The 13,538-nt window shown below is 63.9% G+C and carries 11 protein-coding genes; 9 read left to right on the forward strand and 2 right to left on the reverse strand.

Annotated features, from left to right (window positions below):
* Nucleotides 1-287 precede the first annotated feature (287 nt).
* The 8 genes from IRZ56_RS05265 (at nucleotide 288) to IRZ56_RS05300 (ending at nucleotide 10,056) form a co-directional block, all read left to right on the forward strand.
* Complete coding sequence (locus IRZ56_RS05265) at nucleotides 288-1,541, forward strand: serine hydroxymethyltransferase (RefSeq protein WP_196143952.1); 1,254 nt, start codon at nucleotides 288-290, stop codon at nucleotides 1,539-1,541.
* Between the two features lie 15 nt (nucleotides 1,542-1,556).
* Nucleotides 1,557-2,807, forward strand: coding sequence for a sarcosine oxidase subunit beta family protein (locus IRZ56_RS05270; RefSeq protein WP_070090735.1), 1,251 nt, complete (start codon nucleotides 1,557-1,559; stop codon nucleotides 2,805-2,807).
* Nucleotides 2,808-2,823: 16 nt separating this feature from the next.
* Nucleotides 2,824-3,156: a sarcosine oxidase subunit delta gene (locus IRZ56_RS05275; RefSeq protein WP_196143953.1), complete on the forward strand. Its 333-nt coding sequence runs from the start codon at nucleotides 2,824-2,826 to the stop codon at nucleotides 3,154-3,156.
* Nucleotides 3,153-6,170, forward strand: a complete 3,018-nt coding sequence (locus IRZ56_RS05280; RefSeq protein ID WP_196143954.1) for a sarcosine oxidase subunit alpha — start codon at nucleotides 3,153-3,155, stop codon at nucleotides 6,168-6,170. Before IRZ56_RS05275 ends, IRZ56_RS05280 begins: the two co-directional genes overlap by 4 nt.
* Before the next feature lie 176 nt (nucleotides 6,171-6,346).
* Nucleotides 6,347-6,979, forward strand: a complete 633-nt coding sequence (locus IRZ56_RS05285) for a sarcosine oxidase subunit gamma (RefSeq protein ID WP_196143955.1) — start codon at nucleotides 6,347-6,349, stop codon at nucleotides 6,977-6,979.
* A gap of 11 nt (nucleotides 6,980-6,990) precedes the next feature.
* Entirely contained in the window at nucleotides 6,991-7,848 is an 858-nt protein-coding gene (gene purU / locus IRZ56_RS05290) for a formyltetrahydrofolate deformylase (RefSeq protein WP_196143956.1), read from the forward strand.
* A 245-nt stretch (nucleotides 7,849-8,093) separates the two neighbouring features.
* Complete coding sequence (gene fdhA / locus IRZ56_RS05295) at nucleotides 8,094-9,293, forward strand: formaldehyde dehydrogenase, glutathione-independent (protein WP_196143957.1); 1,200 nt, start codon at nucleotides 8,094-8,096, stop codon at nucleotides 9,291-9,293.
* 184 nt (nucleotides 9,294-9,477) lie between these two features.
* Nucleotides 9,478-10,056, forward strand: coding sequence for a DUF2780 domain-containing protein (locus IRZ56_RS05300; protein WP_196143958.1), 579 nt, complete (start codon nucleotides 9,478-9,480; stop codon nucleotides 10,054-10,056).
* Between the two features lie 140 nt (nucleotides 10,057-10,196).
* Here the strand turns inward: IRZ56_RS05300 and IRZ56_RS05305 are convergent, their stop codons facing one another.
* Both IRZ56_RS05305 and IRZ56_RS05310 read right to left on the reverse strand, forming a co-directional pair.
* Nucleotides 10,197-11,555 carry an APC family permease gene (locus IRZ56_RS05305; protein WP_196143959.1) on the reverse strand — a complete coding sequence of 453 codons (1,359 nt, stop codon included), beginning with the start codon at nucleotides 11,553-11,555 and terminating at the stop codon, nucleotides 10,197-10,199.
* 235 nt (nucleotides 11,556-11,790) lie between these two features.
* A complete protein-coding gene (locus IRZ56_RS05310) occupies nucleotides 11,791-12,678 on the reverse strand; it encodes an acyltransferase (RefSeq protein ID WP_196143960.1) in 888 nt (295 codons plus the stop codon).
* Between the two features lie 182 nt (nucleotides 12,679-12,860).
* Between IRZ56_RS05310 and IRZ56_RS05315 the strand changes: the two genes are divergently transcribed.
* Nucleotides 12,861-13,361, forward strand: a complete 501-nt coding sequence (locus IRZ56_RS05315) for an ATP-dependent zinc protease (RefSeq protein WP_196143961.1) — start codon at nucleotides 12,861-12,863, stop codon at nucleotides 13,359-13,361.
* The last annotated feature ends 177 nt before the right edge of the window (nucleotides 13,362-13,538 follow it).

Here is a 13,538-nt window from a genome sequence, read left to right on the forward strand (position 1 = left end):
AAGCGCACTCTAAACCATCGATTCAGCGGTTGCCTATACAGCTACACACCCCCTGTGGGAGCGGGCTTGTCCCGCGATGCGCCAATAGGAGCGCCGTCGCTGACCGGTCGGGCGCAATCGCGGGGCAAGCCCGCTCCCACAGGGGTGGGCGCAACTTCGAATGAATGTCGTAAACGCGCCATTGCAAGGCGTGCGCAGGCATCTGGGTCGGCCGTGCCGGTCATACCATCGCCACAAAGGGCCACCGTGCCTGAAGACAAGAAATGGCCGCTGCCAGGAGACAAACGATGTTCAGCAAGCAAGACCAGATCCAGGGTTACGACGACGCACTGCTGGCGGCGATGAATGCCGAAGAACAGCGCCAGGAAGATCACATCGAGCTGATCGCCTCGGAGAACTACACCAGCAAGCGCGTCATGCAGGCCCAGGGCAGCGGCCTGACCAACAAGTACGCCGAAGGCTACCCGGGCAAGCGCTACTACGGTGGCTGCGAGCACGTCGACAAAGTCGAGGCCCTGGCCATCGAGCGCGCCAAGCAGCTGTTCGGCGCCGACTATGCCAACGTCCAGCCGCACTCCGGTTCCTCGGCCAACAGCGCCGTCTACCTGGCTCTGCTGCAGGCAGGCGACACCATCCTGGGCATGAGCCTGGCCCACGGCGGCCACCTGACCCACGGCGCCAAGGTGTCGTCCTCGGGTAAGCTGTACAACGCCGTTCAATACGGTATCGACACCAATACCGGCCTGATCGACTACGACGAAGTTGAGCGCCTGGCCGTCGAGCACAAGCCGAAGATGATCGTCGCCGGCTTCTCGGCCTACTCCAAGACCCTGGACTTCCCACGCTTCCGCGCCATCGCCGATAAAGTGGGCGCACTGCTGTTCGTCGACATGGCCCACGTCGCTGGCCTGGTCGCCGCTGGTCTGTACCCGAACCCGATCCCGTTCGCCGACGTGGTCACCACCACCACCCACAAGACCCTGCGCGGTCCGCGTGGTGGCCTGATCCTGGCCAAGTCCAACGAAGAGATCGAGAAGAAGCTCAACGCTGCCGTGTTCCCGGGTGCCCAGGGCGGCCCGCTGATGCACGTCATCGCCGCCAAGGCCGTGTGCTTCAAGGAAGCGCTGGAGCCTGAATTCAAGGCCTACCAGAAGCAGGTCATCGACAACGCCCAGGCCATGGCCAAGGTGTTCATCGATCGCGGCTACGATGTAGTGTCGGGCGGTACCGACAACCACCTGTTCCTGGTCAGCCTGATTCGTCAGGGCCTGACCGGCAAGGACGCCGACGCTGCCCTGGGCCGCGCTCATATCACCGTCAACAAGAACGCCGTGCCCAACGACCCGCAGTCGCCGTTCGTCACTTCCGGCCTGCGCATCGGCACCCCGGCCGTCACCACCCGTGGCTTCAAGGAAGCCCAGTGCGTGGCCCTGGCCGGCTGGATCTGCGATGTGCTGGACAACCTGGGTGACGCTGACGTTGAAGCCGACGTTGCCAAGAATGTCGCCGCCCTGTGCGCCGATTTCCCGGTCTACCGCTGAGTGGAGTAACCAACCATGCAACGCTATTCAGGCTTCGGCCTTTTCAAACACTCCCTCAGCCACCACGAGAACTGGCAGCGCATGTGGCGCACGCCGACGCCGAAGAAGGTGTACGACGTGGTCATCGTCGGCGGTGGCGGCCACGGCCTGGCCACGGCCTACTACCTGGCCAAGGAGCACGGCATCACCAACGTCGCGGTGATCGAGAAGGGTTACCTGGGCGGCGGCAACACCGCCCGTAACACCACCATCGTGCGTTCCAACTACCTGTGGGACGAGTCGGCCAAGCTGTACGAACACGCCATGAAGCTGTGGGAAGGCCTGTCCCAGGACATCAACTACAACGTGATGTTCTCCCAGCGTGGTGTCTACAACCTGTGCCACACCCTGCAGGACATCCGTGACTCCGAGCGCCGCGTCAACGCCAACCGCCTCAACGGCGTGGACGGCGAACTGCTGAACACCGAGCAGGTGGCTGCCGAGATCCCATACCTGGACTGCTCGAAGAACACCCGCTACCCGATCCTCGGCGCGACCGTCCAGCGCCGTGGCGGCGTGGCCCGCCACGATGCCGTGGCCTGGGGCTATGCCCGTGCTGCCGACGCCCTGGGCGTGGACCTGATCCAGCAGACCGAAGTGATCGGCTTCCGCAAGGAAAACGGCGCGGTCATCGGCGTGGAAACCAACAAGGGCTTCATCGGCGCCAAGCGCGTCGGCGTGGTCACCGCCGGTAACTCCGGCCACATGGCCAAGCTGGCCGGCTTCCGCCTGCCGCTAGAATCGCACCCGCTGCAGGCCCTGGTATCGGAGCCGATCAAGCCGATCATCGACAGCGTGATCATGTCCAACGCCGTGCACGGCTACATCAGCCAGTCCGACAAAGGCGACCTGGTCATCGGTGCCGGTATCGACGGTTGGGTCGGTTACGGCCAGCGCGGCTCGTACCCGATCATCGAGCACACCATGCAGGCGATCGTCGAGATGTTCCCGATCCTCTCGCGCGTGCGCATGAACCGTCAGTGGGGCGGCATCGTCGACACCTGCCCGGACGCGTGCCCGATCATCTCCAAGACCCCTGTGAAAAACCTGTTCTTCAACTGCGGCTGGGGTACCGGCGGCTTCAAGGCGACCCCGGGTTCGGGCAACGTCTTCGCCGCGAGCCTTGCCAAAGGCGAGATGCACCCATTGGCCAAGCCGTTCTCGATCGACCGCTTCTACAGCGGCGCGCTGATCGACGAACACGGCGCTGCGGCCGTCGCCCACTAATCGGAGACAATTCGTCATGTTGCATATTTTCTGTCCCCACTGCGGCGAGCTGCGCTCCGAAGAAGAGTTCCACTCCTCCGGCCAGGCTCACATCGCCCGCCCGCTGGACCCTAGCGCCTGCACCGACGAGGAATGGGGTACCTACATGTTCTTCCGCGACAACCTGCGCGGTATCCATCACGAACTGTGGGACCACGTCGCCGGCTGCCGCCAGTACTTCAACGTCACGCGTAACACCGAGACCTACGAAATTCTGGAAACCTACAAGATCGGCGAGAAGCCGCAGGTCACCGCCAGCAAGCTGAACCCCGCGCAGTCGGCCGTCAAAGGCCAGGGAGAAAAAGTATGAGCCAGGTCTATCGCCTCGCCAGCGGTGGTCGCATCGACCGCAGCAAGGTCCTGAACTTCACTTTCAACGGCAAGACCTACCAGGGTTATGCCGGTGACAGCCTGGCCGCTGCCCTGCTGGCCAACGGCGTCGATATCGTCGGCCGCAGCTTCAAGTACTCGCGTCCACGCGGCATCATCGCGGCCGGCCCGGAAGAGCCGAACGCCATCCTGCAGCTGGGTTCGAGCGAAGCCACCCAGGTGCCGAACGTGCGCGCCACTCAACAGGCCCTGTACTCCGGCCTGGTAGCCACCAGCACCAACGGCTGGCCGAACGTCAACAACGACGTCATGGGCATCCTCGGCAAGGTCGGCGGCAGCATGATGCCGCCCGGGTTCTACTACAAGACCTTCATGTATCCCAAGTCGTTCTGGATGACCTACGAGAAGTACATCCGTAAGGCGGCAGGCCTTGGCCGTGCACCGCTGCAGAACGACCCGGACAGCTACGACTACATGAACCAGCACTGCGACGTGCTGATCGTCGGTGCAGGCCCTGCCGGCCTGGCCGCCGCCCTGGCTGCCGGCCGTAGCGGTGCCCGCGTGATCGTTGCCGACGAACAGGAAGAGTTCGGTGGCAGCCTGCTCGACACCCGCGAAACCCTCGACGGCAAACCCGCCGCCGACTGGGTCGCCGCAGTCGTCGCCGAGCTGCAGTCGCTGCCGGAAGTGACCCTGCTGCCACGCGCCACGGTCAACGGCTACCACGACCACAACTTCCTGACCATCCACGAGCGCCTGACCGACCACCTCGGCGACCGCGCCCCGATCGGCCAGGTTCGTCACCGCGTTCACCGTGTGCGTGCCAAGCGTGTGGTACTGGCTACCGGTACCCACGAGCGTCCGCTGGTGTACGGCAACAACGACGTGCCGGGCAACATGCTCGCCGGCGCCATCTCGGTGTACGTGCGCCGTTATGGCGTGGCCCCGGGCCGCAAGCTGGTGCTGTCCACCAACAACGACCACGCCTACCGCACCGCGCTGGACTGGCACGACGCTGGCCTGCAAGTGGTCGCCATCGCCGATGCGCGCCACAACCCACGCGGCTCGCTGGTCGAGGAAGCGCGTGCCAAGGGCATCCGCATCCTGACCTCCAGCGCCGTGATCGAGGCCAAGGGCACCAAGCACGTGACCGGCGCCCGCGTCGCTGCGATCGACGCCGTTGCCCACAAGGTCACCAGCCCGGGCGAATGGCTCGAGTGCGACCTGATCGGCTCCTCCGGCGGCTACAGCCCGGTGGTTCACCTGGCGTCCCACCTGGGCGGCCGTCCGATCTGGCGTGACGACATCCTCGGCTTCGTGCCGGGCGATGCTCCGCAAAAACGCGTCTGCGTCGGCGGCGTGAATGGCGTGTACCCACTGGGTGACGCGATTGCCGACGGTTTCGAAGGCGGCGTCCAGGCCGCGACCGAAGCGGGCTTCAAGGCCACCACCGGCACTCTGCCGAAGGTCGTTGCACGCAAGGAAGAAGCGACCCTGGCCCTGTTCCAGGTGCCGCACGACAAGGGCACCGCCCGTGCGCCGAAGCAGTTCGTCGACCAGCAGAACGACGTCACCGCAGCGGCCATCGAGCTGGCTACTCGCGAAGGCTTCGAGTCGGTCGAGCACGTCAAGCGCTACACCGCGCTGGGCTTCGGTACCGACCAGGGCAAACTGGGCAACATCAACGGCCTGGCCATCGCCGCCCGTTCGATGGGTATCACCATCCCGCAGATGGGTACCACCATGTTCCGCCCCAACTACACGCCGGTCACCTTCGGTGCCGTAGCAGGTCGTCACTGTGGCCACCTGTTCGAGCCCGTGCGCTTCACCGCGCTGCACGCCTGGCACCTGAAGAACGGCGCCGAGTTCGAAGACGTCGGCCAATGGAAGCGTCCTTGGTACTTCCCGAAAGCCGGCGAAGATATCCATGCCGCGGTAGAGCGTGAGTGCAAGGCAGTGCGCGACAGCGTTGGTCTGCTCGACGCCTCGACCCTGGGCAAGATCGACATCCAGGGGCCGGATGCCCGCGAGTTCCTCAACCGCGTGTACACCAACGCCTGGACCAAGCTCGATGTGGGCAAGGCCCGCTACGGCCTGATGTGCAAGGAAGACGGCATGGTCTTCGACGACGGCGTGACCGCCTGCGTCGGCGACAACCACTTCATCATGACCACCACCACCGGCGGCGCTGCCCGCGTATTGCAGTGGCTGGAGCTGTACCACCAGACCGAATGGCCGGACCTGAAGGTGTACTTCACCTCCGTGACCGACCACTGGGCCACCATGACCCTGTCGGGCCCCAACAGCCGCAAGCTGCTGGCCGAGCTGACCGACATCGACCTGGACAAGGAAGCCTTCCCGTTCATGAGCTGGAAGGAAGGCCTGGTCGGCGGCGTGCCGGCGCGGGTGTTCCGTATCTCGTTCACCGGTGAGCTGTCGTACGAGATCAACGTCCAGGCCAACTACGCCATGGGCGTGCTGGAGCAGATCGTCGAGGCGGGCAAGAAGTACAACCTGACCCCGTACGGCACCGAGACCATGCACGTGCTGCGCGCCGAGAAGGGCTTCATCATCGTCGGTCAGGACACCGACGGCTCGATGAACCCGGACGACCTCAACATGGGCTGGTGTGTCGGTCGCAACAAGCCGTTCTCCTGGATCGGCGCACGCGGCATGACCCGTTCGGACTGCCTGCGTGAAGATCGCAAGCAACTGGTCGGCCTCAAGCCTGTCGACCCGACCAAGTGGCTGCCCGAGGGCGCCCAGCTGGTGTTCGACCCGAACCAGCCGATCCCGATGGACATGGTCGGTCACGTGACCTCGAGCTATGCCTCCAACTCCCTGGGCTATTCGTTCGCCATGGGTGTGGTCAAGGGCGGCCTCAAGCGCATGGGCGAGCGTGTCTACTCGCCGCAGGCTGACGGCAGCGTGATCGAGGCCGAAATCGTGTCTTCGGTGTTCTTCGATCCGAAGGGTGAGCGGCAGAACGTCTGACTCCGTCCTGTGGCGAGCCGGCAAGCCGGCTCCCACAGGAACGATGCAGGTCTAAAGGCTGACGCTGTCCCTGTGGGAGCTGGATTGCCAGCGATGAGGCCGGCAAGGCCACCACAGGCAGTAGGTTCCCCAGAGGCTGTGTCGCTCTGACCAACAGAATTCAAGGCAGGTAAGAAATGAGCGTAATCAACGTCTTCCAGCAAAACCCCGGCTCCAACGCCCGGGCCGAGTCGCCGCTGCACCATGCCGACCTGGCCAGCCTGGTCGGCAAGGGCCGCAAGAACGCAGGCGTCACCCTGCGTGAGCACAAGTTCCTGGGTCACCTGACCCTCCGTGGCGATGGCCACGATGCGGCATTCGCCGCTGGCGTGAAAAAGGCGCTGGGCCTGGAGCTGCCGGTCGCCCTGACCGTCGTCGCCAACGCCGAGATGTCGCTGCAATGGGTCGGCCCCGACGAGTGGCTGCTGATCGTTCCTGGCGGCCAGGAGCTGGCTGTCGAGCAGAAGCTGCGTGCAGCCCTCGAAGGCCAGCACATCCAGGTGGTCAACATCAGCGGCGGGCAGACCCTGCTCGAACTGCGCGGCCCGAACGTGCGCGACGTGCTGATGAAATCCACCAGCTATGATGTACACCCGAACAACTTCCCGGTCGGCAAGGCCGTCGGCACCGTGTTCGCCAAGTCGCAACTGGTAATTCGCCGCACCGCCGAGGACACCTGGGAGCTGGTGATTCGCCGCAGCTTCGCTGACTACTGGTGGCTGTGGCTGCAGGACGCGTCGGCTGAATACGGTCTGTCCATCGAAGCATAAGGAGAACACGCATGAGTCGGGCACCGGACACTTGGATTCTCACCGCCGACTGCCCGAGCATGCTCGGCACCGTCGATGTGGTCACGCGTTACCTCTACGAGCAGCGCTGCTACGTGACGGAGCATCACTCCTTCGATGACCGGCTGTCGGGGCGGTTCTTCATCCGCGTCGAGTTCCGCCAGCCGGACGATTTCGACGAAGCCGGCTTCCGCGCCGGCCTCGCCGAGCGCAGCGATGCGTTCGGCATGGCCTTCGAGCTGACCGCGCCGAATCACCGCCCCAAGGTGGTGATCATGGTGTCCAAGGCCGACCATTGCCTGAACGACCTGCTGTATCGCCAGCGCATCGGCCAGCTGGGCATGGACGTGGTGGCGGTGGTGTCCAACCACCCGGACCTCGAACCCCTGGCCCAGTGGCACAAGATTCCGTACTACCACTTCCCCCTGGATCCGAAAGACAAGCCAGCCCAGGAGCGCAAAGTGCTGCAGGTGATCGAGGAGACCGGCGCCGAGCTGGTGATCCTCGCCCGCTACATGCAGGTGCTGTCGCCCGAGCTGTGCCGTCGCCTGGATGGCTGGGCGATCAACATCCACCACTCCCTGCTGCCGGGCTTCAAGGGCGCCAAGCCCTACCACCAGGCCTACAACAAGGGCGTGAAAATGGTCGGCGCCACGGCGCACTACATCAACAATGACCTCGATGAAGGGCCGATCATCGCCCAGGGCGTCGAGGTGGTGGACCACAGCCACTACCCCGAAGACCTGATCGCCAAGGGCCGTGACATCGAGTGCCTGACCCTGGCGCGTGCGGTGGGGTACCACATCGAGCGGCGGGTGTTCCTCAACGCCAATCGCACGGTCGTGCTCTGACTGACGCAATCGTGGGACAAGCCCGCTTCCACAGGGTTCACCGCCACCCTGTGGGAGCGGGCTTGTCCCGCGAGTGGGCCCATCACTTTTATCCTGCCGTTAACAGGCAACCCCCTGTCGTTTCCAGTCACCGCGATATCACCAGACAGGCCCACAATTCCCGCCATTCCAGTAACACATGCCACCCATGAGGGGTGGCGCTTCCACCACCGCTGCAATAAGTAGAAAACGAGCGAGGTAAGAGCATGTCTGGTAATCGTGGAGTGGTGTATCTCGGCGCTGGCAAGGTCGAGGTCCAGAAGATCGACTACCCCAAAATGCAGGACCCACGCGGCAAGAAGATCGAGCACGGCGTGATCCTCAAGGTGGTCTCCACCAACATCTGCGGCTCCGACCAGCACATGGTCCGCGGCCGTACTACTGCCCAGGTTGGCCTGGTTCTTGGCCACGAAATCACCGGTGAAATCGTCGAGAAGGGCCGCGACGTCGAGCGCATGCAGATCGGCGATCTGGTGTCGGTACCGTTCAACGTCGCCTGCGGTCGCTGCCGCTCCTGTAAAGAAATGCACACCGGTGTCTGCCTCACCGTCAACCCGGCTCGCGCCGGCGGTGCCTACGGCTACGTCGATATGGGCGACTGGACCGGCGGCCAGGCCGAATACGTGCTGGTGCCATACGCTGACTTCAACCTGCTGAAACTGCCAGAGCGCGACAAGGCCATGGAGAAAATCCGTGACCTGACCTGCCTGTCCGACATCCTGCCGACCGGCTACCACGGTGCCGTGACTGCCGGTGTAGGCCCAGGCAGCACCGTCTACGTGGCCGGTGCCGGCCCGGTCGGCCTGGCAGCCGCTGCCTCGGCTCGCCTGCTGGGTGCAGCCTGCGTCATCGTTGGCGACCTCAACCCGGCCCGCCTGGCCCATGCCAAGGCCCAGGGCTTCGAAGTGGTCGATCTGTCCAAGGACACCCCGCTGCACGAGCAGATCGTCGACATCCTCGGCGAGCCGGAAGTGGACTGCGCCATCGACGCCGTCGGCTTCGAAGCCCGTGGCCACGGCCATGAAGGTGCCAAGCATGAAGCGCCGGCCACCGTGCTGAACTCGCTGATGCAAGTCACCCGCGTTGCCGGCAACATCGGTATCCCGGGCCTGTACGTGACCGAAGACCCAGGCGCGGTGGATGCCGCAGCCAAGATCGGCGCGCTGAGCATCCGCTTCGGCCTGGGCTGGGCGAAATCGCACAGCTTCCATACCGGCCAGACCCCGACCATGAAGTACAACCGCCAGCTGATGCAGGCGATCATGTGGGACCGTATCAACATCGCCGAGGTGGTTGGCGTGCAGGTGATCAACCTGGACCAGGCGCCGCAAGGCTACGGCGAGTTCGATGCAGGTGTGCCGAAGAAGTTCGTGATCGACCCGCACAAGATGTGGGGTGCGGCGTAACCCGCGACTGAAAGGGCCCCTCGAATCGAGGGGCTTTTTTCTTCCCAGGCGCCATGAGTGCGCGCCCCCTGTGGGAGCAGGCTCGTCCAGCGATTGGCCCCGATGGCTGGCCGGAACATTCCCCCGTTTGTCCAGTCAAATGCCTCGTTTCCCAGGCCATCCCGGCCGACGAGGTCCTCCCCCGATGAAAGCGCTTACCCTGGCAACCCTGATGACCCTGGCTGCAAGCCCGGTGTTCGCCTACAACCTGAGCGATGCGGCCAATGCTGTGTCGGCGATGCAGAACCAGAATTCCAACCAGCAGGGGCAAGTGCAGGCCCCGGCCGCCCAGGCCAACCTGCTCAATACCTTGGGCAGCGAGCTGAACATCACCCCTGAACAGGCCATTGGTGGCGCAGGTGCGATGCTGGGGCTGGCGCGCAACAACCTGAGTGAGACCGACTACGGCCAGCTGACCCAGGCGGTGCCCGGCCTGGACCTGCTCTCCGGCGCCAACGCTCTGGGCGGTTTGAGTGGCCTGGGCGCGCTGCTCGGCCAGAACAGCCAGAACGCCTCGCCCCTGGGGAACGCCCTGGGCAACGTCGAGAACCGCAGCGACCTGGACAACGCCTTCAAGCTGCTGGGGATGGACACCGGCATGATCGGTCAGTTCGCCCCGCTGATCCTCCAGTACCTGGGCCAGCAAGGCATCGCCGGCTCGCTGTTGCAGAACCTGGGCAGCCTGTGGGCGACCCCGGCACCGGCGGCCGTGCCTTCGGTCTGACACGATTACCTGTAGGAGCGGCCTTGCGCCGCGAAAGGGCCGCTAAGCGGCCCCAAACGGTATTTCCCACGTTGAAACCCTGGGGCCGCTACGCGACCCCTTCGCGGCGCAAGGCCGCTCCTACAGGAGGGTGTCCGGCGTCAGGCGGTTTCGGAGAAGTCCACCAGGCGCACGGGCCGGCGGAAGCCGGCGGTGAGCACCGCCAGGTAGGCCAGGCCCACGGCGAACCAGCACAGGCCGATCACCAGGGTGAGCGCCGAGAGGCTGGTCCACAGCCACAGGGTCAGGCCCAGGCCCACCAGCGGCACCGCCCCATAGCACAACAGGCCCTTGAGGTTGCGATGGGTGCGTTCATCGACCAGGTGCGTGCGCACCACCGCCAGGTTCACCGCAGAGAAGGCCACCAGCGCGCCGAAGCTGATCAGCGAGGCGAGGGTGGCGAGGTCGATGACCAAGGCCAGCAACGAGAAGGCCGACACCAGCACAATGGCGAACACCGGGGTTCCGAAGCGTGGCGACAGCTTGCCGAAGGTACGCTGCGGCAGCACCTTGTCGCGGCCCATGGTGTAGAGGATGCGCGACACGGCGGCCTGGGAAGCCAGGGCCGAGCCCAGGCTGCCGGCGACGAAGGCGGCGGTGAAGAAATTGGCCAGGAACTGGCCGCCGGCCTTGAACATCACTTCGTTCGCCGCGGCATCGGCGTTGGCGAACGTGCTGCCCGGCAGCACCAGTTGGCTGATGTAGGCCAACAGGGTGAACAGCAGGCCTGCGCCCAGTGTGGTGAGGATGATCGCCCGCGGCACGTCGCGGCGCGCATCCCGGGTTTCTTCCGCCAGGGTGGACACCGCGTCGAAGCCCAGGAACGACAGGCACAGTACCGCCGCACCGGCCATCAGGTGGCCGAAGCCCGGCTGGCTGCCATCGCCCAACAGCGGCGAGAGCAGGTCCACCGGCTGGCCGGCCAGGGATTGGCAGGACAGCGCCACGAACACGCCGATGAAGACGATCTGCGCGCCGACGATCAGGTTGCTGGCCTTGGCCACCGAATGGATGCCGACCACGTTGAGCACGGTCACCAGGGCGATCGAAGCCAGGATGATGACCCAGGCCGGTATGGCAGGGAAGGCGATGTTCAGGAACAGGCCGATGAGCAGGTAGTTGATCATCGGGATGAACAGGTAGTCGAGCAGCAGCGACCAGCCGGCGAGGAAGCCGACATTCGGCCCGAAGGCCATGTTGGTGTAGGAGTATGCCGAGCCTGCGACCGGGAAGCGCTTGACCATGAAGCTATAGGACGTGGCGGTGAACAGCATCGCCAGCAGGGTCACGAGATAGGCGCCGGCGGTACGGCCACCGGTGATCTCGGTGACGATGCCGTAGGTGGTGAAGATGGTCAGCGGGACCATGTACACCAGGCCGAAGAACACCAGGGCGGGAAGCCCCAGGACGCGGCGAAGTTGGGGAGCTGCCTCGGCAGCGTTGCAAGGTTGTTTGGCCATCGATCGATCCAGGCATTTTTGTAGTTGTGCGTTGATCGATTTTTATCCGCCAGGGTGGGTGATGACAAACAAAGAGTTGCTAATGTCGATTATAAATCTGGATTTTAATCGGCAATTGGCGGGGCTTTTAAGGGCTCAATCGCGGGACAAACCCGCTCCCACAGATGCTCCGCCGAGCCTGTGGGAGCGGGCTTGTCCCGCGATTGGGCCGCTCAGGCGATGTAAACGGATGAACTCAGCGCAGCTCTGTGCGCAGTTGCGCAATCCGCTGGTCTTTATCCAACCATAGCTGGTTCACCCAGGTCTGTACCCTCTGGCGAAACTCAGGATCATTCTCGTAGTCGCCCGCACACAGCGCCGGGTCGAGCTCACGCACACGGATGTCGATGATCACCCGGCTGATGCTGCCATTGAGCAGGTCCCAGAACCCCGGCGCCTTGTCGCCCGGGTAGACGATGGTGACGTCCAGCAAGGCATCGAGTTGCTCGCCGAGCGCTGCAAGCACGAAGGCGACACCGCCGGCCTTGGGCTTGAGCAGGTGCTGGTAGGGCGATTGTTGGGCCTGGCGCTTGGCTTCGCTGAAGCGCGTGCCTTCGAGGTAGTTGACCACGGTGACCGGCTGGCGTTTGAACAGTTCGCAGGCCGCCTTGGTGATTTCCAGGTCTTTGCCCTTGAGCTCAGGGTGCTTGTCCAGGAACGCCTTGCTGTAGCGCTTCATGAAGGGGTAATCCAAGGCCCACCAGGCCAGGCCCAGCAGGGGCACCCAGATCAGCTCTTTCTTCAGGAAGAATTTGAAGAACGGCACCCGGCGGTTGAGGCTTTCGATCAGCGCTGGAATGTCGACCCAGCTCTGGTGGTTGCTCACGCACAGGTAGGAGGTGTCCTGGCGCAGCTTCTCGATACCGCGAATGTCCCATTGGGTCGGGATGCACAAGGCGAAGATCGCCTTGTCGATTTCAGACCAGGTCTCGGCGATCCACATCACCGCCCAGGAAGCGTAGTCGCGGCCACGGCCCGGCAGAACCAGTTTGAGCAGGGCGAACACCATCAGCGGGCCGATCAGCACGAGGGTGTTGAGCAGCAGCAGGACGGTGGTGAGAATGCCGGTCAGCAGGCGACGCATAAAAGGACTCTTGTTGTCAGATAAAAGCGGTTGGCAATGATAAGTGGGGCATGGCCCTACGCCAAATGTCCAATGTCCGATCCTGGGGACAAATGTTTCACATTATGTTGGATAAGCTGTGACAACGAACCTATCGTGCTCGCGCGGTCTAAGTACTGCCCCACCTCAAGGAAGCGTAACCTGTGAAATCGATGCTTGCCCTGTTGTCACTGCTCAGCCTTCCCGTGATGGCTGCCGAACCGATTCTCTATGGCCGCTACGAATACATTGGCGTGCCGGAAATCGGCGAAACCTTCAAGGCCAAGATGGACACCGGCGCCCTGACCGCGTCGCTGTCGGCCAAGGACATCGAACGCTTCACCCGCGACGGTGAGGACTGGGTGCGTTTCCGCCTGGCCACCAAGGATGCCGGTGACAAGGTCTATGAACACAAGGTGGCGCGCATCAGCAAGATCAAGAACCGCGCCGACGAAGAAGACGAGGGTGAGGAACCGGAAATCACCAAGCGCCCGGTGGTCGACCTGGAACTGTGCCTGGGCGATGTGAAGCGCACCGTGGAGGTCAACCTGACCGACCGCAGCAGCTTCAACTACCCGTTGCTGATCGGCTCCAAGGCCCTGCGTGAATTCAAGGCCGCCGTGAACCCGGCGCGCAAGTTCACCGCGGGCAAGCCAGACTGCTGATCCGAACGCGACGCAGCCCCCCTGTAGGAGCGGCCTTGTGCCGCGAAAGGGCTGCATAGCAGCCCCAAAATTTCGGCGTCGCGTCGATATCGCTGGGGCTGCCTTGCAGCCCTTTCGCGGCACAAGGCCGCTCCTACAGGGATTGCGCCCTGTTTGAAAGTTGCCTATATGTCCAGC

Source organism: Pseudomonas guariconensis, from assembly GCF_015680235.1.
GTDB classification, from domain to species: Bacteria; Pseudomonadota; Gammaproteobacteria; order Pseudomonadales; family Pseudomonadaceae; genus Aquipseudomonas; species Aquipseudomonas guariconensis_A.

Bases quoted from the DNA above. Each gene is read 5' to 3' on its own strand.
- IRZ56_RS05275 (WP_196143953.1), top strand. From the start codon at position 2,824: ATGTTGCATATTTTCTGTCCCCACTGCGGCGAGCTGCGCTCCGAAGAA.
- fdhA (WP_196143957.1), top strand. From the start codon at position 8,094: ATGTCTGGTAATCGTGGAGTGGTGTATCTCGGCGCTGGCAAGGTCGAG.
- IRZ56_RS05285 (WP_196143955.1), top strand. From the start codon at position 6,347: ATGAGCGTAATCAACGTCTTCCAGCAAAACCCCGGCTCCAACGCCCGG.
- IRZ56_RS05300 (WP_196143958.1), top strand. From the start codon at position 9,478: ATGAAAGCGCTTACCCTGGCAACCCTGATGACCCTGGCTGCAAGCCCG.
- IRZ56_RS05265 (WP_196143952.1), top strand. From the start codon at position 288: ATGTTCAGCAAGCAAGACCAGATCCAGGGTTACGACGACGCACTGCTG.
- IRZ56_RS05310 (WP_196143960.1), bottom strand. From the start codon at position 12,678: ATGCGTCGCCTGCTGACCGGCATTCTCACCACCGTCCTGCTGCTGCTC.
- purU (WP_196143956.1), top strand. From the start codon at position 6,991: ATGAGTCGGGCACCGGACACTTGGATTCTCACCGCCGACTGCCCGAGC.
- IRZ56_RS05305 (WP_196143959.1), bottom strand. From the start codon at position 11,555: ATGGCCAAACAACCTTGCAACGCTGCCGAGGCAGCTCCCCAACTTCGC.
- IRZ56_RS05280 (WP_196143954.1), top strand. From the start codon at position 3,153: ATGAGCCAGGTCTATCGCCTCGCCAGCGGTGGTCGCATCGACCGCAGC.
- IRZ56_RS05270 (WP_070090735.1), top strand. From the start codon at position 1,557: ATGCAACGCTATTCAGGCTTCGGCCTTTTCAAACACTCCCTCAGCCAC.